The sequence below is a fragment of the Parabacteroides hominis genome (assembly GCF_014287585.1).
GTDB lineage: Bacteria > Bacteroidota > Bacteroidia > Bacteroidales > Tannerellaceae > Parabacteroides > Parabacteroides hominis.
In genome coordinates this window covers 1-20,962 of record NZ_JACOOJ010000045.1, presented here as the reverse complement: position 1 = coordinate 20,962, position 20,962 = coordinate 1, and the positions used below count along the sequence as shown (strand labels likewise).

15 protein-coding genes and 1 pseudogene are annotated in these 20,962 nt (G+C 46.3%); 5 read left to right on the top strand and 11 right to left on the bottom strand.

The genetic code is table 11. The features are described 5' to 3' along the window. Positions 1-2 precede the first annotated feature (2 nt). Positions 3-1,175, bottom strand: a pseudogene (locus H8S65_RS18255) (mechanosensitive ion channel family protein); the annotation flags it as partial. 222 nt (positions 1,176-1,397) lie between these two features. Between H8S65_RS18255 and guaA (H8S65_RS18250) the strand changes: the two are divergent. Both guaA (H8S65_RS18250) and guaA (H8S65_RS18245) read left to right on the top strand, forming a co-directional pair. Next, positions 1,398-2,918 (top strand): glutamine-hydrolyzing GMP synthase, encoded by a 1,521-nt coding sequence (guaA, locus tag H8S65_RS18250; RefSeq protein WP_186931280.1) that lies wholly within the window; start codon positions 1,398-1,400, stop codon positions 2,916-2,918. Positions 2,919-2,978: 60 nt separating this feature from the next. Then, positions 2,979-4,286, top strand: coding sequence for a glutamine-hydrolyzing GMP synthase (gene guaA, locus H8S65_RS18245; RefSeq protein ID WP_186931279.1), 1,308 nt, complete (start codon positions 2,979-2,981; stop codon positions 4,284-4,286). A gap of 63 nt (positions 4,287-4,349) precedes the next feature. Here guaA (H8S65_RS18245) and H8S65_RS18240 read toward each other — a convergent pair whose 3' ends face one another. The 10 genes from H8S65_RS18240 to H8S65_RS18195 all read right to left on the bottom strand — a co-directional run bounded on the left by H8S65_RS18240 (position 4,350) and on the right by H8S65_RS18195 (position 15,671). Next, positions 4,350-5,312 carry an Ig-like domain-containing protein gene (locus H8S65_RS18240; RefSeq protein ID WP_186931278.1) on the bottom strand — a complete coding sequence of 321 codons (963 nt, stop codon included), beginning with the start codon at positions 5,310-5,312 and terminating at the stop codon, positions 4,350-4,352. Positions 5,313-5,319: 7 nt separating this feature from the next. Then, entirely contained in the window at positions 5,320-6,138 is an 819-nt protein-coding gene (locus H8S65_RS18235; protein ID WP_186931277.1) for a DUF8740 domain-containing protein, read from the bottom strand. A gap of 31 nt (positions 6,139-6,169) precedes the next feature. Further along, complete coding sequence (locus tag H8S65_RS18230; RefSeq protein WP_186931276.1) at positions 6,170-6,979, bottom strand: DUF8740 domain-containing protein; 810 nt, start codon at positions 6,977-6,979, stop codon at positions 6,170-6,172. 766 nt (positions 6,980-7,745) lie between these two features. Then, positions 7,746-8,303 (bottom strand): sugar O-acetyltransferase, encoded by a 558-nt coding sequence (locus tag H8S65_RS18225; RefSeq protein ID WP_186931275.1) that lies wholly within the window; start codon positions 8,301-8,303, stop codon positions 7,746-7,748. A gap of 11 nt (positions 8,304-8,314) precedes the next feature. Further along, a complete protein-coding gene (locus H8S65_RS18220) occupies positions 8,315-9,013 on the bottom strand; it encodes a 16S rRNA (uracil(1498)-N(3))-methyltransferase (RefSeq protein ID WP_186931274.1) in 699 nt (232 codons plus the stop codon). A 34-nt stretch (positions 9,014-9,047) separates the two neighbouring features. Then, a complete protein-coding gene (locus H8S65_RS18215) occupies positions 9,048-10,364 on the bottom strand; it encodes a NupC/NupG family nucleoside CNT transporter (protein ID WP_186931273.1) in 1,317 nt (438 codons plus the stop codon). Next, a complete protein-coding gene (locus tag H8S65_RS18210; protein WP_186931272.1) occupies positions 10,361-10,996 on the bottom strand; it encodes a bifunctional nuclease family protein in 636 nt (211 codons plus the stop codon). The genes H8S65_RS18215 and H8S65_RS18210 overlap by 4 nt, the downstream gene beginning before the upstream one ends. A gap of 252 nt (positions 10,997-11,248) precedes the next feature. Further along, on the bottom strand, positions 11,249-12,190 hold the full coding sequence (locus tag H8S65_RS18205) for a DUF5106 domain-containing protein (RefSeq protein WP_186931271.1): 942 nt from the start codon (positions 12,188-12,190) through the stop codon (positions 11,249-11,251). A 215-nt stretch (positions 12,191-12,405) separates the two neighbouring features. After that, positions 12,406-14,394, bottom strand: a complete 1,989-nt coding sequence (porE, locus tag H8S65_RS18200) for a PorE family type IX secretion system protein (protein ID WP_186931270.1) — start codon at positions 14,392-14,394, stop codon at positions 12,406-12,408. Between the two features lie 56 nt (positions 14,395-14,450). Then, the gene (locus tag H8S65_RS18195) at positions 14,451-15,671 is read right to left on the bottom strand and encodes an S-adenosylmethionine:tRNA ribosyltransferase-isomerase (RefSeq protein ID WP_186931269.1); all 1,221 of its coding nucleotides are present in this window, start codon (positions 15,669-15,671) and stop codon (positions 14,451-14,453) included. Positions 15,672-16,067: 396 nt separating this feature from the next. Between H8S65_RS18195 and H8S65_RS18190 the strand changes: the two genes are divergently transcribed. The 3 genes from H8S65_RS18190 to H8S65_RS18180 are packed head-to-tail and all read left to right on the top strand — an operon-like array spanning position 16,068 to position 19,825. Further along, a complete protein-coding gene (locus H8S65_RS18190) occupies positions 16,068-17,153 on the top strand; it encodes a DUF2027 domain-containing protein (protein WP_186931268.1) in 1,086 nt (361 codons plus the stop codon). A 17-nt stretch (positions 17,154-17,170) separates the two neighbouring features. Further along, positions 17,171-17,647, top strand: a complete 477-nt coding sequence (locus H8S65_RS18185; protein ID WP_186931267.1) for a CYTH domain-containing protein — start codon at positions 17,171-17,173, stop codon at positions 17,645-17,647. Between the two features lie 18 nt (positions 17,648-17,665). After that, entirely contained in the window at positions 17,666-19,825 is a 2,160-nt protein-coding gene (locus H8S65_RS18180) for a S46 family peptidase (RefSeq protein ID WP_186931266.1), read from the top strand. Positions 19,826-20,962 lie beyond the last annotated feature (1,137 nt).

Here is a 20,962-nt window from a genome sequence, read left to right as displayed (position 1 = left end):
CATCATTTCGTTGCTACAGGATTCTCCTCTTTGGGTATCGCAGAAGCATTCCCGTTACGGAAAGCGGTGTAGTGGGGAGATAAGATCTCGACATCGGCGGCCGCAAACTTATCCTGGATATTCTGGAAAAGATCCGAATATAGCTGGTTGAGCTTATCGGCATCTTTGATATAAGCATTAATCTGGTAAACCGGATAGAAGTCGCTCAGGGAAGTTTCCAGCACAAAAGGCTCCGGTTCACTACTCACGCCCGGCGTCGCTTTTGCCGCATCGATCAACAACTGGTGGACTTTCCGCCAGGGCGTATCATAGCCGATCGTCACTTCTGCATGAATAATCAATCCCAAGTCACGCGCCGACTCGCTATAATTAGTGGTATGGGAAGACATGATAAACGAATTAGGGATTGTCACCATTTCGTTTTTAGGCGTACGGATACGGGTTACCAACGTTGTTTTCTCTATCACGTTCCCAACGGTATCGTTCAGCTTTATGCGATCCCCCAATTTAAACGGACGCATATAAGTGATCACGAAGCCGGCAATGATATTGCCGATCACCGTACTCGATCCCAACGAAACGATCAGGCCGACAAAGACCGATACTCCCTGGAACACTCCCGAATCGGCTCCCGGCAAATAGGGATAAATCATCGCGACCATAAAGGCGTATAGCAGGAAGCGGACAATATGATAGGTTGGTGATGCCCAGTCGGGATAGAAACCGGATATCTTCAACTTCCCTTCAGCCACCTGATCCGCCATATATTTAAGGATACGTACGACATACCGGATCACCAGCACGATCACGATGATGGTAAAGAGATTGGGTAAATAATCAACAATGCCTTTTCCTATGAATTTCAGAGGTTTCCAAACATAAGAGAAGAGTTGGGTCGCGAAATTCTTCGTTTCCGGGAAAATAGAGAACAAGATCGGAACCGTAAATAGCAATTGCAATACGATCAACAACCAACGTATCATATTGGCCAGGAAAATCAATAGTTTCACCTGCTTGTCGGTATCCAGCAAATCATAGCCGTGAAAGGAGATCGACTTCAGCCGCGTCTCTTTCAGGGAAGCGATCTTCACCCTGACTTTCCGGTACACAAACGAGGTCAGCCCGATCAACGCGGACTGGATCAGAAGAATCGCCAAGAAATAGAAGACACGCTTTATTTCCGAATCTTCCAACGACAAAGCCTGTATTTTTTTTGCTAAACCGTCTTCCGCCTGCAGGAAAAAAGGAGATGAGAGCAACGACGCTGATAAAAAGATAACCCGTTTCATTTTTTTTGTGATCTCTATTGAATAATACTATAACCTGATGCCTCAAAAATGGTTCAAGTTTCGAATATTATTCCTACCTTTGTGGCACTCAATTAAATAATAATTTGCATGCACGAGAAACTTATTATTCTTGATTTCGGCTCGCAAACAACTCAATTAATCGGGCGTAGAGTCCGTGAGTTGAATATGTATTGCGAGATTGTCCCCTACAACAAATTCCCCCATGATGCTACAGATGTAAAAGGTGTTATCCTTTCCGGAAGTCCCTATTCCGTATATGACGCCAATGCGTTCAAAGCTGACTTAAGTGAAATACGCGGTAAATATCCCGTATTGGGAATCTGTTACGGAGCCCAATTTCTGGCTTATACATCCGGAGGAAATGTCGAACCGGCCAACTCCCGTGAATACGGACGTGCCAACCTGTCGCATATCGACAATACGGACGAATTGCTGAAAGGCATCAATGTCGGCTCACAAATCTGGATGTCCCACGGGGACACCATCACGGTCCTTCCTGAAAACTTCAAAGTAATCGCCAGCACGGACGATGTAAAAGCAGCCGCCTATCACGTGGAAGGCGAACAAACCTGGGGCGTACAATTCCACCCGGAAGTGTTCCACTCGACCGACGGTACTAAATTATTAGACAACTTCCTGAATATTTGCGGATGTGCCAAAGATTGGACACCGGCATCCTTTATCGAATCGACCGTTGCCGAACTGAAAGAACAGTTGGGAGATGACAAAGTAATCCTGGCACTTTCCGGCGGCGTGGACTCTTCGGTTACGGCCGTTTTGCTACACAAGGCTATCGGCAAGAACCTGACTTGCATCTTCGTCGATCACGGCTTGTTGCGTAAGAATGAATTCGAAAACGTGTTGAAAGATTACGAACACTTGGGACTGAACGTAATCGGAGTCGATGCCAAAGAGAAATTCTACAAGGAACTGGCGGGTGTCAGCGAACCTGAAAAAAAACGTAAGATCATCGGTAAAGGGTTTATCGATGTGTTTGACGAAGAGGCCCACAAGCTGAAAGATATAAAATGGTTAGGCCAGGGCACGATCTACCCCGACGTAATCGAATCCTTGTCTATCACCGGAACCGTTATCAAGAGCCATCATAATGTAGGCGGCCTGCCTGCCAAAATGAACTTGAAACTGGTCGAACCGTTGCGCCTCCTGTTCAAAGACGAAGTACGCCGTGTCGGTATGGAGTTAGGTATGCAACCACACCTGATCAAACGCCATCCGTTCCCCGGTCCCGGCTTGGGTATCCGTATTTTAGGTGATATCACACCCGAAAAAGTACGGATCTTGCAAGATGCCGACGATATCTATATGTCGCTGATGCGTGAATGGGGGTTGTACGACAAAATCTGGCAGGCCGGAGTGATCCTCCTCCCGATCCAGTCTGTAGGAGTTATGGGTGACGAACGGACATACGAAAATACAGTTGCCCTGCGTGCCGTAACCTCGACGGATGCCATGACAGCCGACTGGGCACAACTTCCTTACGAATTCCTTGCAAAAGTTTCCAACGAAATCATCAACAAGGTCAAAGGCGTAAACCGCGTTGTCTACGACATCAGTTCAAAACCGCCTGCAACGATCGAGTGGGAGTAAAAACTCTATATCCGTATTCAAGTACACAAAATATAAAACCAATAAAAAATAAAGAATCGTATGAAACAAGATATGATTGTTATCCTGGATTTGGGCAGTCATGAAAACACTGTGCTGGCGCGGGCAATCCGTGCATTGGGTGTCTATAGCGAAATCTATCCGCACGACATCACGGTTGAAGAACTCAAAGCACTTCCGAATGTAAAAGGTATCATCATCAACGGTGGCCCTAACAATGTGATCGACGGCGTTGCCATCGATGTGAATCCGGAAATCTATTCGGTTGGAATCCCAGTTATGGCTGCCGGCCACGACAAGGCTCTCTGCGAAGTAAAATTAGGCGAATTCGCCAATGATATGGAAGCGATCAAAGAAGCGGTTAAACCATTTGTGTTCGACACTTGTAAAGCCGAAGCGAATTGGAACATGACAAATTTCGTCAATGACCAGATCGAATTGGTAAGACGTCAGGTTGGCGACAGAAAGGTATTGTTGGCGCTTTCAGGCGGGGTCGACAGTTCTGTTGTTGCCGCATTGCTTCTGAAAGCTATCGGCGACAAGTTGGTTTGTGTACACGTCAATCACGGTCTGATGCGTAAAGGCGAATCGGAAGATGTCGTTGAAGTATTCAAGAACCAGTTGAATGCAAACCTGATTTATAAAGATGTCACCGATCGTTTCTTAGATAAACTGGCAGGTGTTGCCGATCCGGAAGAAAAACGCAAAATCATCGGTGGAGAATTTATCCGTGTCTTTGAAGAAGAGGCACGCAAACTGGACGGCATCGACTTCTTAGCACAGGGTACTATCTATCCCGATATCGTGGAAAGTGGAACAAAGACGGCCAAGATGGTGAAATCCCACCACAACGTAGGTGGTCTGCCTGAAGATTTAAAATTCGAACTGGTCGAACCGTTACGCCAATTGTTCAAGGACGAAGTTCGCGCTTGCGGCCTCGAATTGGGCTTGCCTCACGAAATGGTCTTCCGCCAGCCGTTCCCCGGCCCAGGTTTAGGAGTGCGTTGCTTAGGTGCTATCACACGCGACAGGCTGGAAGCGGTTCGCGAAGCGGATGCCATCTTGCGTGAAGAATTCCAGAAAGCCGGATTGGACAAGAAGGTTTGGCAATACTTCACGGTTGTGCCTGACTTCAAATCCGTAGGTGTACGCGATAATGCACGTTCTTTCGACTGGCCTGTCATCATCCGTGCCGTCAATACGGTAGATGCCATGACGGCTACTATCGAGCCTGTCGATTGGCCTATCCTGATGAAGATCACGGACCGTATCCTGAAGGAAGTTAAAAACGTCAACCGCGTTTGCTACGATATGTCTCCGAAACCCAATGCGACAATCGAATGGGAATAAGATAAAAAAAGGAGGTATGCGACAACAACACATACCTCCTTTTATTACTATCCCAAAATAGGTTTACCGTTTAACCACCTTGACGACTTGGTTATCCATCCGGACGAAATAGATGCCAACCGAATATTTTTGCATCGAGACGGTACTCTGACCGGATTGACACTGAATGACATCACACACTTTTCCGCTTACATCCAATATATAAACCGTTTGCGGTTTCTGTAAATCCAAATGCAAAGAACCATCTACAAAGAAAACGCTATTGCCTTCACTCACATTCTCGATCGAAGTCGGATCATCATCGACCGTGACCATACATGCTGCTTCATATCCTCCATCGACCGTCGTGACACTGATCGTAGCGGTTCCAACTCCCATTGCCGTCACAACTCCATCCAGCACCGTAGCAACACGCTCATCCGAAGAACTCCATTCCACCCGTTTATCGTCTGCGTCTTGCGGTAGGACAGTCGCTTCCAATTCAAGCGTTCTGCCAATCTCCAACATGACTTCTTCCGGTTCTAAAACAACTCCGGTAACAGGAATTGGTTCAGATTCCGATTGAGTAACGGTGATGTTACATTCATCCGCATAAACTCCGTAAGCCGAAACGACCGTAACCACAACTGTTCCCCTACTCTTTGCGGAAACCGTCCCATCCTTTATGGTTGCAACCTTCGGATCAGATGAAAACCAACTTACCGCCGGATTATCGACCACTTCAGGAGAAAAGATTGCCGTCAACTCAATCTCTTCACCTACTGCTAACGAAGCCTCCTCGCGTGACAATGTTAATGCCAATACGTCAGTATATTCGTTCTCCGTAGACACCCTTTCAATAAACCCATACGCCAAAGAGGCACCAGCTTCAGTCCCCTCAAAGGATTGCCCGGTGATACTTGTCACCGAAATACTTGTTCCCCCAGTTAACACCTCTTTTCCTTGGCAAGAGAAGGCTCCATCAAGAGTTTGTGCGCAAAGTAAAAAGGGGCACAATGCATATGCTAATAAATAAATGTATTTCATATCAACACTAATTATCTTTTACAATTTTAAACGGATACTCTTTCACGGTCTGACCTAACGCATTACGAACAACAAGTTTAGCTCCATCATAAGGTAACGCATTAGCAGAAAAATTATAACTAAAATCAAAACAACGCCCCATGACAGTAGATTGACCTAAGCCACCATCTTCATCGTCCATTTCGGTTCCAATCGGTAAACCTTCGACAGCGATTGATAATTGTTGATCTTTCCCGTTCAGATACAAGAAGCCACCTTCTAAAGAAAGACAAGCGGTATTACTATAATCATTTATATAGGCTTTCACTTCACCACTAATCATTTCATATATATGTTTCCCACTATCGACCGCATATATCAAAAAAGGGACCTTTCCGTCCGGGTCAGTTGTACCTCCTCCATTTTCAACCGTTCCGGCTCTGGAAGCATACAACGCATACGGTACCGGTAACATCTGTGTAGTCGAAACTTTTTCATAATTGCTTCCACCCGCCAAGTCCATACTTAATTGAAGAAAATAAGTGTCTGCTCCCCAATTGATCGAAGCGAACGTTCCACTTCCAGCTGTACCCTGTCCGATCAAGAGATTGACCGTTCCTGTCTTGCTACTGGTCGGTGTATGCGTTTCCGAGAAAACGACACTTCCATCTGCCGATCCTTTCAGGATTTCGACCTTCACGCCGATTGTTTTCTCACTCACCACTTTGCCCTGTGCATCGCGGGCAACGGCTTGGTAGCTGATGGCTTGCGGCATCTTGTCTTGTGCCTGCAAAAAACATGTAGCGAAAAGCCACATACAGAGAAGAAAAATACTTTTTGTATTCATCTGATTTATATTTAAAAGGTTAATAATTAAATCACAAACTCCTTCGCGCTGTAAATGTAAAAGGATATTCTTTTATAACATTGCCGCTCTTATTGCGCACAACCAGTTTATAATTCCCGTCTGCGACATTCTCATAGTGATAATCAAACATCCTACCTGCACAACTCGACCTACCAATCGCTGCATCATCGTCTGATAAACCATCTATGGAAATCATCAACTCTTGGTCTTGACCGTCCAAATATAGAATAGTACATTCCAGATTAATATAATCATACACAGAAAGCGTACCTTCAGGATATTCATAACCTTTTTTATACAGCTCTCCTGAAAGTATACAATAAAGATCGTCGTCTGTATTATCAATATCCGTTGTAACGAATGTAAATTTAGGCGCATTATTTTCCCCTTCGCCATTCTCAACCTCGCCAGCCTTTGCCGCATACAACGCATACGGAACCGGTAACATCTGCGTGGTTGAAACCTTTACATAATTGCTTCCACCCGCCAAGTCCATACTTAATTGCAGGAAATAGGTGTCACTTCCCCAATCAATGGATGCGAACGTTCCACTTCCAGCTATCCCCTGTCCGATCAAGAGATTGACCGTTCCTGTCTTGCTACTGGTCGGTGTATGCGTTTCCGAGAAAACGACACTTCCATCTGCCGATCCTTTCAGGATTTCGACCTTCACGCCGATTGTTTTCTCACTCACCACTTTGCCCTGTGCATCGCGGGCAATGGCTTGGTAGCTGATGGCTTGCGGCATCTTGTCTTGTGCCTGCAAAAAACATGTAGCGAAAAGCCACATACAGAGAAGAAAAATACTTTTTGTATTCATCTGATTTATATTTAAAAGGTTAATAAATAAGTTCTTCCTTTTTCTAAACCAGCATATACAAAAAAAGCGCGGGATTCGTCTGTCACTTATCCCACGTTCCAGGCCTTCGCATTGCCTACTAAAAGAGGATAAGCAACGTTGAAGCCCACGCCGATATGTATGCAACCAATCCATGCGCCTATTCCAAGCACATGAAACATTACGATACAACCTACGCAGACATCTACCGCTGCCCTGTCTCCTCTTTTAGTTCTAAAGTTGCGAAGTTTGGAACGAAGAAGACAAGACGTCAATAAACGCCTTTCAAATATATGTCTGCTCCCACCCCTATAATCGGCGTGGGAACGACACAAAGATAATGATTTTCTCTTAACACTAAAGGGATGTGAACAAAAATAAAACTCCCCAAACCGGTATTTTCCAATTCGGGGAGTTTTATCTTTATCTTACTATTTTGGCTACTTAGGAGATTGGCTTTTCAACCTTGCAATTTGGACTCTCTCTTGCAAGCCGTTATTCCCGTAAGTGCTTAAAGTGATTCAAGCACTCCTCGTGCGAAAGCTTCAGCCTTTTCCAAGAGGCCATCGCGTTGTTGGTCGTTTCACCGGAGGTGATACACTTGAAAATCACTTATGAAGCGTGCTCCGACTACTCGATAAACAGACAAAAATCTACTTAATAAGCAGACACCTGGCTACTTATTAAGCAGACACCCCCTCTACTTATTAAGCAGATTCCGGCTTGCTTAGTAAAGACTTATTATGTTTTATCCGATCTTCCTGATCACCCGGCAAGGATTACCTACGGCGAGCGAATAGGCTGGAATATCTTTTGTCACCACGCTACCGGCTCCGATTACCACATTATCACCGATTGTAACACCAGGAAGAATGATCACTCCGGCACCGATCCATACATTATCCCCGATCGTGATCGGGTAAGCATATTCCAATCCCTTGTTGCGATCGGATGCGTCCAAAGGATGTCCTGCTGTATAAATACCGACATTGGGTGCAATAAAAGCATTATCTCCTATACGGACCTTTGCCCCGTCCAGTATAACCAGATTGACATTCGCATAAAAGTTCTCCCCTACTTCTATGTTATACCCGTAGTCGCAGGCGAAAGGAGGTTCGATGATCAGGTTCTCCCCGGTCTTCCCCAAAAGTTTTTTCAAAAGTTCCATCCGTCCTGCCTGCTCTGAAGGACGCAAGCGGTTATAATCATAAAGCAATTCTTTTGCACGCTCACGATCCGCCAATATTTCCGGATCATAATTAGCATCGTATAGTTGGCCGAGACAGCATTTTTCTTTTTCAGTCATTGTGTTTCTTATTACTGATTCAACACATGTATCGTATGGCAAGCGACCAATGCCGCCGTTTCCGTACGCAAACGGCTTTCGCCTAATGAAATGGGTTCGAATCCATATTTTAGGGCAAGCGCTATTTCTTCGGGGCTGAAATCTCCTTCAGGACCGATCAGGACGAGTGCGTTTTCTCCCGGATGATACGTTTGTTTCAAAAGAGGTTTTACACCTTCTTCGCAATGGGCTATAAACTTACGACCGTCAAAAGGCTGACTGACGAACGTACGGAAATCGGTCATTCCGTTTAGTTCCGGCAAGGTTGCTTTCTGTGATTGCTTCATTGCGCTGACCAAGATCTTTTCCAAGCGGGCAGGTTTAATCTCCTTCCGTTCGGAAAAACGGCAGTTCAGGCAAGTGATGGCATCGATGCCGATCTCGGTCGCTTTCTCCGCAAACCATTCCATACGATCCATATTCTTGGTCGGAGCCACTGCTATATGAAGATTGAAGTTCCATAAAGCAGGCTGTTCCCACTTTTCCAGAATATTCACTTCGCAATGTTTAGGATGGGCACGATTGATTGACGCTTTAAAAAAGGAACCTTTGCCATCCGTCAATAAAATTTCGTCGCCTTCAGCCAGCCTGAGTACACGAATACAATGCCCGGCCTCTTCTTCCGGAAGCTCCGGATTCACGGCTATATCCGGCGTATAAAATATCTGCATCTCAAATTTTCAATTATCAATTCTCACTTTTCAATTATCCAAGTATCATGCCTATTATCGTAGCCGAAAGTACCGATACCAACGCACCGCCAATCATAGCCGGAAAACCGAAACGAGTGATCAGTTCCCTCTTTTCGGGAGCCAGCACGCCCATTCCTCCCAGCAAGATACCGATAGACGAGATATTAGCAAAACCACACAAGATATAGGTAGACATTAAAATGGATTTCTGATACATAAACAAACCGGCATCCTTCCATTCCTGTAGCTGGAAATAAGCCACAAACTCATTCAAAATGGTTTTCTGTCCCAACAAGGAACCGACCAGCATCACATCCTGATAAGGAACTCCGATCAACCACATAAAAGGAGATAGGATCACTCCCAATATAAACTGGAACGTCAATCCCTGAGCCTTCCCGTCCGTAACAGAAACGATCCAGTCATTCAGCCCGGTATAGCGTCCGATCACACCCTCCAGGATATAATTGGCAAGAGCGACCATCGCTATGAACACAAGCAACATCGCCGCGATATTCACCATCAGGCGTACACCGGTCGACGTTCCGGCAGCCAACGCATCCAATGCAGTGGAATGCTGTCCGATCTTCTCCATCTTCACCAAGCGGTCGTCTGCCTTTTCCGTTTGCGGACAAAGGATTTTAGCCAGGACAATAGAGCCCGGAGCAGCCATCAGCGATGCCGAAAGCAAATGCTTTGCAAACAAGACCCTCGACACGGGATCACCTCCCGCTAACATGCCGATATAAGTTCCCATCACCGTTCCGGCTATCGTCCCCATCCCGGAAACCATAACCAGGAATATTTCCGACCGGTTCATCGCCGGCAGATAATTCTTAATCAAAACAGGCGATTCCGTCATTCCCATAAACACATTGCCTGACGTAACCAATCCTTCGGCTCCGGAAATATTCATGAAACGCCGTAGCACCCAGGAAAACCCTCCCACTACGCGCTGGATAATCCCCCAGTAATAAAACAGAGAAACCAGGGCAGAGAAGAAAATCACCACAGGAAGCGAGTTCAACAAAAAGATAAACCCTTCACTTTTGGTTACCAACGGCCCCAAAAGAAAAGCGACCCCGGACTGGGTAAAATCCATCAACTTGATAAAAGCCTTTCCCATCCATTCCAGGACAATCCCGACTACCGGAACATACAATACGGCAAGGGCAAAGACAAGCTGCATAAACAATCCGCCCCCCACCAGTTTCCAATCGACCCGTTTCCGGTCGTAGCTCATCAGGTAAGCAACCCCCAAAACCGTAGCAATCCCTAAGATACCACGTAGAAAAGACTCAAGGCTAAAACCAAGTTGTTGTTCTATCATTTGGACCCGCCCTCCTCTTCACGACGCCGGATTTCATCCTTGTACATCTTTGCATACTCGTAGTTCTCATCGGCGATCGCTTCGTCCAAACGATCCGACAATTCATCGGCATCCAAAAGAGAAAGCCATTTTTTCAACTTGGCATCATCGTGTATTTCCTCCGGTTCCAGAGCCAGAATAGAATCGTCATCATCCTTGTCTTTCTCTTCTGCGGCATCTTCTTCAAGCACGACTCCACACCCGCGGACGATCTCAGGTGTCGTATAGATATCGCATTTCACACGCAAAGCGATGGCGATAGCATCGGAAGTACGTGAATCCAGGCGAATCTGTCTGATTCCATCCTCAAAAAGCAGTTCGGAATAAAACACGCCATCTTCAAACTTATAGATGAAAACTTCACACAAACGAACACTAAATGCCTGTGCAAAGGTTACAAACAAATCATGCGTCAAAGGGCGAGGAGGCGTGATGCGTTCCAAAGCGATCGCGATTGACTGGGCTTCCGACGTTCCGACAATGATAGGTATGCGGCGAACGCCATCTTCTTCCGCCAGAATCAAGGCATAAGCGCCTGACTGTATCTGGCTGTTCGTTAAACCTTGCACCCGTAGTTTTATTCTTGTATCCACACTATTTAGTTTTTTAGTCAATACACAAAAGTAATATTATTTCGGAATCTTAAAAACTTTCGAAAGGAAAGAAAAACACAAACGGCCTAAAAAAAGAAAAGGTTGTCATCACGACAACCAATCTTCATTGCTAACCTTAAATCTAATACCATGAAAAACACAGTGCAAATATACACGTTTTATGTTATTCAGCATAGTTCTACGGCAGAATATTTAAGTTTTTAGCATTATTTTAACCTGCAAATCGCCTGTTTAAAGGTGATTAACAGTTTGTTCCCGTCTTAAATAATACTCTACCTGATTGAATGTCACATCCTTCAATACAACTTTCTTATCCTTGTCTAACAGGTAAAGGGTCGGTATTGCCTTCAGATCATAAATTTCATCATTTTTCAGGCTCACCGTACTGTCATAAGAATTGATCCAGCCTGCAGGCATATAAGAAATATGGTTTTTCCAGGCCTCTAAATCCTCATCCGGATAAACGGCCAGGATTTTAAGCTTGTTATTCTTGGTCCACTCCGTCACAAGCGGCGAAGCAGCAAGCTGGTCCGTAATTTCCTTACAGGCATGGCAATCCGGATTATAGAAAAACAAGAGCAGATAATCGGCTTTCGTATGATACAAAGTTCCTTTCTTACCGTCCGCCAGCGTGTACGTGAAATCTGTTGCCGGTTCTCCCACCCTGTTTTTAAGAGCCAATTCGAGCAAATGAGCCGGACGTATTTTACTGACCTCATCCAGGACCGGAGCTTCCAAAACCGCTTCCAGTACATAAATATACAAAGACTCATCCCGCATGGGAGAATTCGGATCATAGAGATACTTTTCATACAAACCGGCAAAACAGGCAAACATCGTACTGTCGGCTGACGCTTTATTCATCATATCCTTGATAGAAGAAGAGGCTACTTCTGCCGGGACATATTTCATCATATCGATATAATTGGAAGTCGCCTGCTCCGTAATTTCCGGGAGATGGATCAAGGTGGTGTCCGTAAAATCGAACTTATCCCAATAATGTTTTACCAAGTAAGCGGCGCGTTCTTCCGGCTCCGTTATGACACTGGGGACAGAAACCATTTGAAAAGTACGTTCTTTCGTGTTTCCTGTTTCTGTTTTCTTCGTCTGCTGGCCGTTGCAGGCGCTAAAGATCAATGTGAAAAATAATAGGCAAAATATTCTTATCCTCATAGTATCTTGTTTTTTTATTCCTTGCAAAGATATGATTTATCAGCAATTAAAAGACCGGTGAAACAAATAATTAACGGTCTTATCCATAAAAGTAAGAGGTTATCCGAAAACCGGCGGGCTCATTCAGAAAAAAATGCCGGTGTTCTATAGATAACCTCTTACGGGCTACAGGTTCAAATTCGAGGTACCTTATATCTTTTTACCTTATCGATAAATCAAAATAAATTATAGTTCGTCCGCAAAACTTTAAATTCCGTGCGACGGTTTATCTGATCCGCAATCTCCTGCTGTTCTGGAGTCAGTTTTTCAATAAATTCTTCGGTCAGGACATCTCCTTCATTCAGGAAATCATAATTCTTGGCCATCTTCTTATTGATTGTTTTGGGAACGCTTTCACCATATCCTTTAGCCTCAAGCCGGTCTTGAGCGATTCCTCCGGCAATCAGATAGTCGACAACCGACTGCGCCCGCCGCTGCGCCAACCGTTCGTTGTACTGTTCCGAGCCTTTCCGGTCGGTATGCGCTCCCAACTCGATCGTGACGTTCGGATTGTCGTTCAGCATCTTGATCATTTCGTCCAACGCCTTCTTTGATTCCGGACGCAAAGTCGCCTTGTCAAAATCATAGAAAATATTTTCAATCACGACAGGTTTACTGATCGGGGAAAGGAAAAAGTCCACGATATATGTTTCGTTCTTCTCCTCCGGCCCTGTTTTCAACTCAAAATTCTGATTCAAATATCCACGTGCGCTTGCCATCATCACATAGCGGATATCACGTTCCAGTTCAACCCTGTACTTACCGTCTTTCTTTGCCAACACTTTTTCGTTCAGGCCGTCCCTGCCGACAATACGGACCGTTGCATCTTCTATCGGGTTCTCGTCCACATCGGACACGATACCTTCGATAAAGATGGTGATAACCGGCAATTCGAAAGAATACAAATGGTCATATCCACGCACATCATTGCGGTTGGAACTAAAAAAGCCGCTTTCCTTATTTCCGGCAAACGTGATACCGAAATCATCGCCGGCAGAGTTGATCGGCGCTTTCATATTCTCGACGTTCCACTTGCCCGTACTGTCCAAAGTCGCTTTGAAAAGATCCAGCCCTCCCATTCCCGGATGCCCGTCGGAAGCAAAATAGAGTGTTACGGAATCCCGCACGTAAGGAAACATTTCATCGCCTGGCGTGTTGATATCCGGTCCCAGATTTTCCATCGGACCAAAGTCGCTCCCCATAACACGCGCCCGAAACAGATCCTTGCCTCCATAGCCGCCTACGGCATCCGATACAAAATACAGATACTTGCCATCCGGCGATATCGAAGGATGCCCGAGAGCCGTCACCGAATCTTTTACGATATTCGCCCTGGTTCCTTTTCCCCATTTGGCACTGCTACGGGAAGATATATAAATTTCAGAAGTTCGCGGTCCTTCCGGGTCTTGCGCGCAATAGGTGTAGTACATCGTATTCCCGTCTTTGGAGAAAGAAGGCGTTCCCTCGTCGAACTCGGTATTCACCTCGTCTTCCAGTTCAACCGGAGCCAGCCAAGCTCCATTTTCATCCTGTTTCACCAAGAAGAAATCATTATTCCGCTGCCCGGTGATCGCGCTGTTGGTCTCTTCCTTATCTTTTCCGGCTCCTTTAGGCGTACGGGTGGAAGCGAAATACAACTGGTCGTACTTTTCGCCATACAGCATCGGGCTGAATTCGGAACGACGGGAGTTAAACTTATCCATCCTCTTCACCGTATAGCGGGTCGGCGCCTGTTTCCATTTTACGGCCTCCTCCGAGCCAGTCACACCATTAAAGGCCAACACGCTGCCCGGTTCCGCCAGCAGGTAGTCGTTGTAATATTTGATTGCCTCCCCATAACGTCCGCTCTTCTGGTACATCTGCCCCAGGCGAAGATTCACGATACTGTCCGGATATTTATACCTGAGCGCGTTCATATAAGCGCTGGTCGCACGCGGCGTATTGTTGATCAAACGGTTGCATTCCGCCATCCTGAAAGCGATATATCCACGCAAGTCTCGCTTGGCAGGAGGAGTCTTCGTATATACTTTCCTGTAAATGGCCGCCGCTTCAAAATATTCGCCAATACGCTGCTTTTCTTCCGCGTCGCTCAGTTTCGCTGATTTACAGGAATACAGAAAAGACGCAGCCAACAACAGGAACAAATATGGGGTAAATTGTCTCATTTGCTATAATCTATGTTTTATATAAACAGGATTATGTACTATTTATTGTATGGGCATTACAGCAACAGCGAACTGTCCCCGTAACTCAAAAAACGGAAATCATGCCCCAAGGCATAATCATAAATATTTTTCCAATCCCCTTTCACAAAGGCGGATATCAGCAACAGCAACGTGCTTTTCGGCTGATGGAAATTGGTCACAATACCGCGCACGATTTTAAATTCATAGCCCGGAGCGATAATGATCCGGGTAGCCGTCACTAACTTGTCCGCCTCGTGCCGATCCAGATAATCCAGGATATTTTGCAACGCTTCATCAGCCGTCAACCTGTTATTCGTCTCTTCGTAAGGCATCCACTGCTTGACGATCAGTTCCTCGGCAGTGGCATCCGGATTCGAGGCCAGCGTGACACCCATATAATAGAGGCTTTCAAGCGTACGGACCGAAGTCGTGCCGACCGCAATAATCTTACCGAGGTTATTCTTGATCCGTTCGATCGAACTCCGGCGCACCGAAATAAATTCGGTATGCATCTCATGCCCTTCGATCGTCTCGCTTTTCACGGGTTTGAACGTCCCGGCTCCGACGTGGAGCGTCAGTTCTTCCCGTCCGATCCCTTGCGCATCGATAGCGGCCAGGACTTCCGGCGTAAAATGCAAACCGGCTGTCGGCGCGGCCACCGAACCTTTTATTTTGGAGTAAACCGTCTGGTAGGTCTGCAGATCGCTTTTCTCGGTTTCGCGGTTCAAATAGGGAGGAATCGGCAATACGCCCGCCGCATCCAACAGGTCGGCAAACGTGCAAGTCGGGTGATCCCATGTAAACTCGATGAGATGGCTGTCCCCGCAGGTCTGCAATTTTTCCGCTTTCAGTATGACGGTCTCGCCACCGAGCTGCACCTCCTTCTTCAAAAGTCCTTCTTTCCATTTCTTCAGGTTGCCGACTAAGCAAGTCCATCGACAACGTCCGGTCTGTTGGAAAACCAATGCATAATCATGCGGCTCGACCGGTTCCAGGCAGAAAATCTCGATCTTCGCACCTGTCTCTTTCTGAAACAGAAGACGCGCCTGGATCACCCGCGTATTATTGAATACCATCAGGGCCCCTTCCGGCAGGTAATCCGTAATATGCTTGAATATACTTTCGCTGACTTTTCCTTCCTTATATAATAAGAGTTTCGATTCATCCCGTTTGGGTAACGGGAATTTGGCGATCCGCTCGTCAGGCAGCGGATAATCAAAATCTTCGATGCGTATCTGTTGCGTCTTTGTTGTCATGACTTTTACTATTACAGGTCCTTTTTAATCGAACCGGATTGCAAAAGTACAAATTTATTGGCACTTTACTGTGCACTTCTTATCTTTCGTAAATATCCGATTCTCTACCTAATGAGATAACCCCGCCATTGTCTGTTTTGATACAATCCAACTTTTGATTTTATCAAAATGTCACTACCACCCCATCAAAATCGGATTAGTAGTGCATGTATGTGGAATTAGTATCACAGGTAATATTTTTTAACGTTTCATTATGTAATGCTTTACCTATATAAAGATAACAAAATAATATTCGGTTGAGATTACCGATACATGATTGGCAAATCAATCAGCCGAAACCGGATTAGTCACTGAATTTTACTACTTTTGTAGCAAATAACAAAAGTAAATCGAATTATGAGTAACATAAAAGTAGGAGACAAAGTGCGTTTCCTGAACAGCACCGGCGGAGGTGTCGTTCGTAGTTTCAAAGGGAAAGACCAGGTTTTGGTGGAAGATGAAGACGGATTCGAAGTGCCGGCGCTGATCCGCGAATGTGTAGTCGTAGGAGACAGCGAGATGCAGGTACACAGCTCCCGGCGTTCACCGCTACCCTCCACAACACAGGCGCCTGTCCCGCAACCTAAGAAACCGGAACCCGAAGAGACGCACGGCAGTGCGTCTGTACCAACAGAGACCGCAGAAGGCGAACGGCTGAATGTCTACCTGGCTTACCTCCCGATAGAGCCTGCCAAAGTGATGCAGGGAAGCGGTTACGAGACCTATTTCATTAATGACAGCAATTACTATCTGTTCTTCAATTACATGAACCGTCAAAACAATAGCTGGGTCAGCCGCTATAACGGCATTGTAGAACCGAATACACAGATTTTCCTGGAAGAATTCGGCAAGGAAGAACTGAACGACCTGGAACGTATCTGCGTGCAGCTGATCGCTTTCAAAAAAGACAAACCTTATTCATTGAAGAATGCCATTTCGGTAGAACTCCATCTCGATACGGTTAAATTCTACAAGCAACACTGCTTCATGGAAAACGATTTCTTCGATGAAGATGCGATGGTCTACCCGATCGTGCGACAGGATATCCCCGAAAAAGAGTTGCTGATTTCCGCTACCGAATTGCAGGAAGCCATGCAGCAGAAGGTACGCGAAGACCGCCGCACTCCCCAAACGATCGTCAAGAAGAAAGCGACCGACAGCACTATCCTGGAAGTGGATCTGCATATCACGGAACTGTTGGACAACACCAACGGGCTGAGTAATGCGGATATGCTGAACTACCAGTTGGAGAAATTCCATGAAGTGCTCGCCAAATATGCCGCCAACAAAGGACAGAAAATTGTCTTTATCCACGGTAAAGGCGACGGGGTGCTGCGCAAGGCTATCGAGAAAGAACTAAAAACAAGATACAAACAGCATTATTACCAGGATGCCTCTTTTCGCGAATATGGCTTCGGGGCAACGATGGTGACAATCAAATAAATGGACAATAGCTCATTATGTCTCTCGAAATAGAACGAAAATTCTTAGTCACCGGCGACTTCAGCCGACAAGTGACCTCAGCACAACGTATCGTGCAAGGGTATATCTGCTCACAACCCGGACGGACGGTACGGGTGCGTATCCGGGGGGAAGAAGGATTCCTCACGATCAAGGGCGCATCGGACGAGAAAGGGTTGAGCCGCTACGAGTTCGAACAAAAAATACCGTTGGCGGATGCGGAAGAGCTGTTGAAGCTATGCGAACCCGGCGCCATCGACAAAGTGCGCAATCTGGTCCCAGCAGGGAAACACACCTGGGAAGTCGACGTTTTCCACGGCGACAACGAGGGGTTGGTCCTGGCCGAAATCGAACTGGAATCCGAGGACGAGCCTTTTGGACGGCCGGAATGGATCGGACAGGAGGTTAGCGGAGACCGCCGTTACTACAATTCGATGTTGACAAAACATCCATACAGAGAATGGAAAGAATCATAAATCATAATTCATAAATCAATGAAGAGACTCATCATCCCCCTCGCGGCAGCCATCCTGTCGCTACCGGCGGTAGCCGACGAAGGCATGTGGTTGCTGCCTTTGCTGAAAGGACAAAAATTCCCGGAAATGCAAGCGTTAGGACTGAAATTGCAGGACTACGATATCTATAGCCCCGACTCGGCTTCCCTGAAAGATGCCGTCGTCATATTCGGAGGCGGCTGTACAGGCGAGATCGTTTCGCCGGAAGGATTGCTCCTGACCAACCATCATTGCGGCTACGGTTGCATCCAACGCCACAGCACGCTGGAACACGATTACCTGACAGACGGCTTCTGGGCCATGTCGCGCGAACAGGAACTTCCGAACCCCGGCATGACCGTCACGTTTATCGACAAAATTGAGGATGTGACCGAATATGTGAAAAAGGAACTGGAAAAAGACACCGACCCCAACAGCATGAACTTCCTCTCTCCCAAATTCCTGAACGGACTGGCCAAAGCGAAAGCGGGAGAAAAGTTCCTGCAGGACAATCCGGGCACGGAAGTCGAGATAAAGGCGTTCTATGGCGGTAACCAGTATTTCATGTTCACAAAGAAAATCTATTCCGATGTCCGTCTGGTCGGGGCTCCTCCCTCATCGATCGGGAAGTTCGGCGCAGACACCGACAACTGGATGTGGCCGCGCCATACGGGCGACTTCTCCGTCTTCCGCGTCTATGCCGATGCGAACGGCAATCCCGCTCCTTACTCCGACAAAAATGTCCCGCTTCGCCCCAAACGCTGGTTCAAGATTTCATTGAAAGGCGTACAGGAAAACGACTATGCCATGATGATGGGATTTCCCGGCCGTACCAATAAATATTATACTTCCTGGGAAGTGGCGGAACGTCGTGATATCGACAACACGGTCCGCATCCACATCCGCGACTTGCGCCAGAAAGTCATGTTGGACGAAATGTTGAAAGACCCCGCTGTCCGGATTCAGTATGCCAGCAAATATGCAGGCTCGACGAATGCTTACAAAAATGCGATCGGTAGCAACTGGGCCATCAAAAAGCGCAATTTCGAACAAGTGAAAAAGGAGGAACAGGACAAGCTGATCGCCTGGTCCAACAAAATGTGCGAACCGAACTATCCCGACGCCCTGATGGCACTCGAACAGATCGTATCGGACCGCAAAGACCTGCGTTTCCGCAGTTGGATGCTGGACGAAGCTATCCTGCGAGGCATTGAGTTTACGAACGTGCCGACTCAAACGGATGCAGTTATAGAAGCCTTGGAAGGAAAAGACAAAAAAGCCAGGCAGGAACAGCTCCGGCTATTGGAACGGGCTTATCATGGATTTGCCAACAGCAATTACTCGGCCGACGTAGACAAGAAAATCGCCAAAGTGATGCTGAAAGAATACCGCAGCCAAGTCGATCCGAAAGTGCAACCGGCCTATTTCGAACTGATCGACAAGAAGTTCAAGGGAGACACGGACCGGTTCGTCGACTATCTGTTCGAGGAATCTATTTTCGGCAGTGAGGATAATTTCAACAAATTCCTCTCCCGCCCGTCTGCCAAAGCGTTGGAAAACGACCCGATGATTCTTTTCGCCAAGTCTGTCCGTGCGGAAGAGACCAATCTGAAGAATGCGTTAAAAGAGTTTGAGGATGGGTATGCAATGGCTCACCGTAGTTATGTAAAAGGTCTGCTGGCCATGTACGGCGATCGTGCCAATTTCCCCGATGCCAACTTTACCCTGCGCCTCACCTACGGACAAGTAAAAGGGTACAGCCCGCGTGACTGCGACTACTATGGCCACCAGACAACACTCGACGGCGTGATGGAAAAAGAAGATTCCACTAATTGGGAATTTGTAGTGCCCGCCCGCCTGAAAGAACTGTATGCCGCCAAAGACTTCGGACGCTACAAGGCTCCCAACGGGAAAATGCCTGTTGCGTTCAGTGCGACTACCCATTCGACCGGTGGAAACTCCGGTAGCCCTGTGATGAACGCGAACGGCGAACTGATCGGCATCAATTTCGACCGCAACTGGGAAGGAGTCGGTGGCGACATCCAATATCTTCCCGATTACCAGCGCAGCATCATCGTCGACATCCGGTATGTCCTCTTCATTATGGACAAATATGCCGGAGCAGGATATTTATTGGATGAGATGGAGATTGAAGAGTAGCCGATATAATACTTTTGAGGGAAAAAGCGCATTTGTAAGGAGTCTGATAGACGCAAATATAATTTTGACGCGGATTTCGCGAATAACACGGATAAGAAATATGTATCAGGTGTTTAATCAGCGTTATCCGCGAAATCCGCGTCAAGAAATCCTGTTTATTTATTTTAATCGGCGTCTATCAGACTCAAACCTCGTATGTGAAGTTGTTCCTATAGATGCCTGTCGCTTCCCGAAAAGGCCGGCATCGGTTGCCGGATAGATGCCTACCTTTTTCCTGCTGCCCTACAGGCTTTTCCCGGACAGGCTAAAGGCTGTATTTTTTAGCCTATAACCTATATTTTACGGGACAGGAACCAATCCGATCCCTTATATGACAAAAACAGAAAACAGGGTTCACGGCGGTAAAAGGCTAATGGCCAGCGATTTGTTGTGAAGGCTGTGAAACCGGTTTACGATCAGTCAATCCTATCGATCAATCCTGCCTTTTTTTATCTTGCATTCACAGGGTTCACAGTAACATGCTGATATATAGAGTTTCCAATGCAGTGTGAACCCTAATTAAATAAAATAGCCAGGGGGATTTAGAGGGTAATCTAAGAAGATTTGAACCGTAAATGGCGAGCTAATTGGATAATATGCCAATTGATCTGGTGGAAGGCACACGCAAGGCACGGCGCCATCTCCCCTATTACGGGTGACAGATGACAGATGAAAAGGCTATTCTGTAAAACTTTTCTGAGTTTGAATTAAAAAACGTCACCTTAAAGGCGGCGTTTTTTAATTCATTTTCCATAAACTTTTACCAAAACAGGATTTCATCTGTCACCTCTCACCATAAACAGCTGATAATCAATAATAGCTTTTTTTTCACTGCTTTTTTAATTTTTCCCGGATGCAAAAGAAACGGCTTGTTTTCACACGACTCGATCCGGAAAAACATAAAGCTATGCTTTACGAGGGCTAATGCTATGGGTTACGCCACCTAATGCATAGCTTTAGAGAGGCTGATGCGTTGTTTATGTCTATTCCTAAAATCACTTGTCATTTTTTGGGTAGTTAAACGACTTCACTTGTCAATACTATTTCAGTTACCCTGGCTCGCTTGTCACCTCTGCTTAATTGTCCCGAAAGGCTTGT

Excerpts from the sequence above, each read along its gene's own strand:
- H8S65_RS18205 (WP_186931271.1), bottom strand. The coding sequence starts at position 12,190 with ATGAGGATAAGAATATTTTGCCTATTATTTTTCACATTGATCTTTAGC.
- H8S65_RS18220 (WP_186931274.1), bottom strand. The coding sequence starts at position 9,013 with ATGCAGATATTTTATACGCCGGATATAGCCGTGAATCCGGAGCTTCCG.
- H8S65_RS18215 (WP_186931273.1), bottom strand. The coding sequence starts at position 10,364 with ATGATAGAACAACAACTTGGTTTTAGCCTTGAGTCTTTTCTACGTGGT.
- H8S65_RS18180 (WP_186931266.1), top strand. The coding sequence starts at position 17,666 with ATGAAGAGACTCATCATCCCCCTCGCGGCAGCCATCCTGTCGCTACCG.
- H8S65_RS18240 (WP_186931278.1), bottom strand. The coding sequence starts at position 5,312 with ATGAAATACATTTATTTATTAGCATATGCATTGTGCCCCTTTTTACTT.
- porE (WP_186931270.1), bottom strand. The coding sequence starts at position 14,394 with ATGAGACAATTTACCCCATATTTGTTCCTGTTGTTGGCTGCGTCTTTT.
- H8S65_RS18190 (WP_186931268.1), top strand. The coding sequence starts at position 16,068 with ATGAGTAACATAAAAGTAGGAGACAAAGTGCGTTTCCTGAACAGCACC.
- H8S65_RS18230 (WP_186931276.1), bottom strand. The coding sequence starts at position 6,979 with ATGAATACAAAAAGTATTTTTCTTCTCTGTATGTGGCTTTTCGCTACA.
- H8S65_RS18225 (WP_186931275.1), bottom strand. The coding sequence starts at position 8,303 with ATGACTGAAAAAGAAAAATGCTGTCTCGGCCAACTATACGATGCTAAT.
- H8S65_RS18185 (WP_186931267.1), top strand. The coding sequence starts at position 17,171 with ATGTCTCTCGAAATAGAACGAAAATTCTTAGTCACCGGCGACTTCAGC.
- H8S65_RS18195 (WP_186931269.1), bottom strand. The coding sequence starts at position 15,671 with ATGACAACAAAGACGCAACAGATACGCATCGAAGATTTTGATTATCCG.
- guaA (WP_186931280.1), top strand. The coding sequence starts at position 1,398 with ATGCACGAGAAACTTATTATTCTTGATTTCGGCTCGCAAACAACTCAA.
- guaA (WP_186931279.1), top strand. The coding sequence starts at position 2,979 with ATGAAACAAGATATGATTGTTATCCTGGATTTGGGCAGTCATGAAAAC.
- H8S65_RS18235 (WP_186931277.1), bottom strand. The coding sequence starts at position 6,138 with ATGAATACAAAAAGTATTTTTCTTCTCTGTATGTGGCTTTTCGCTACA.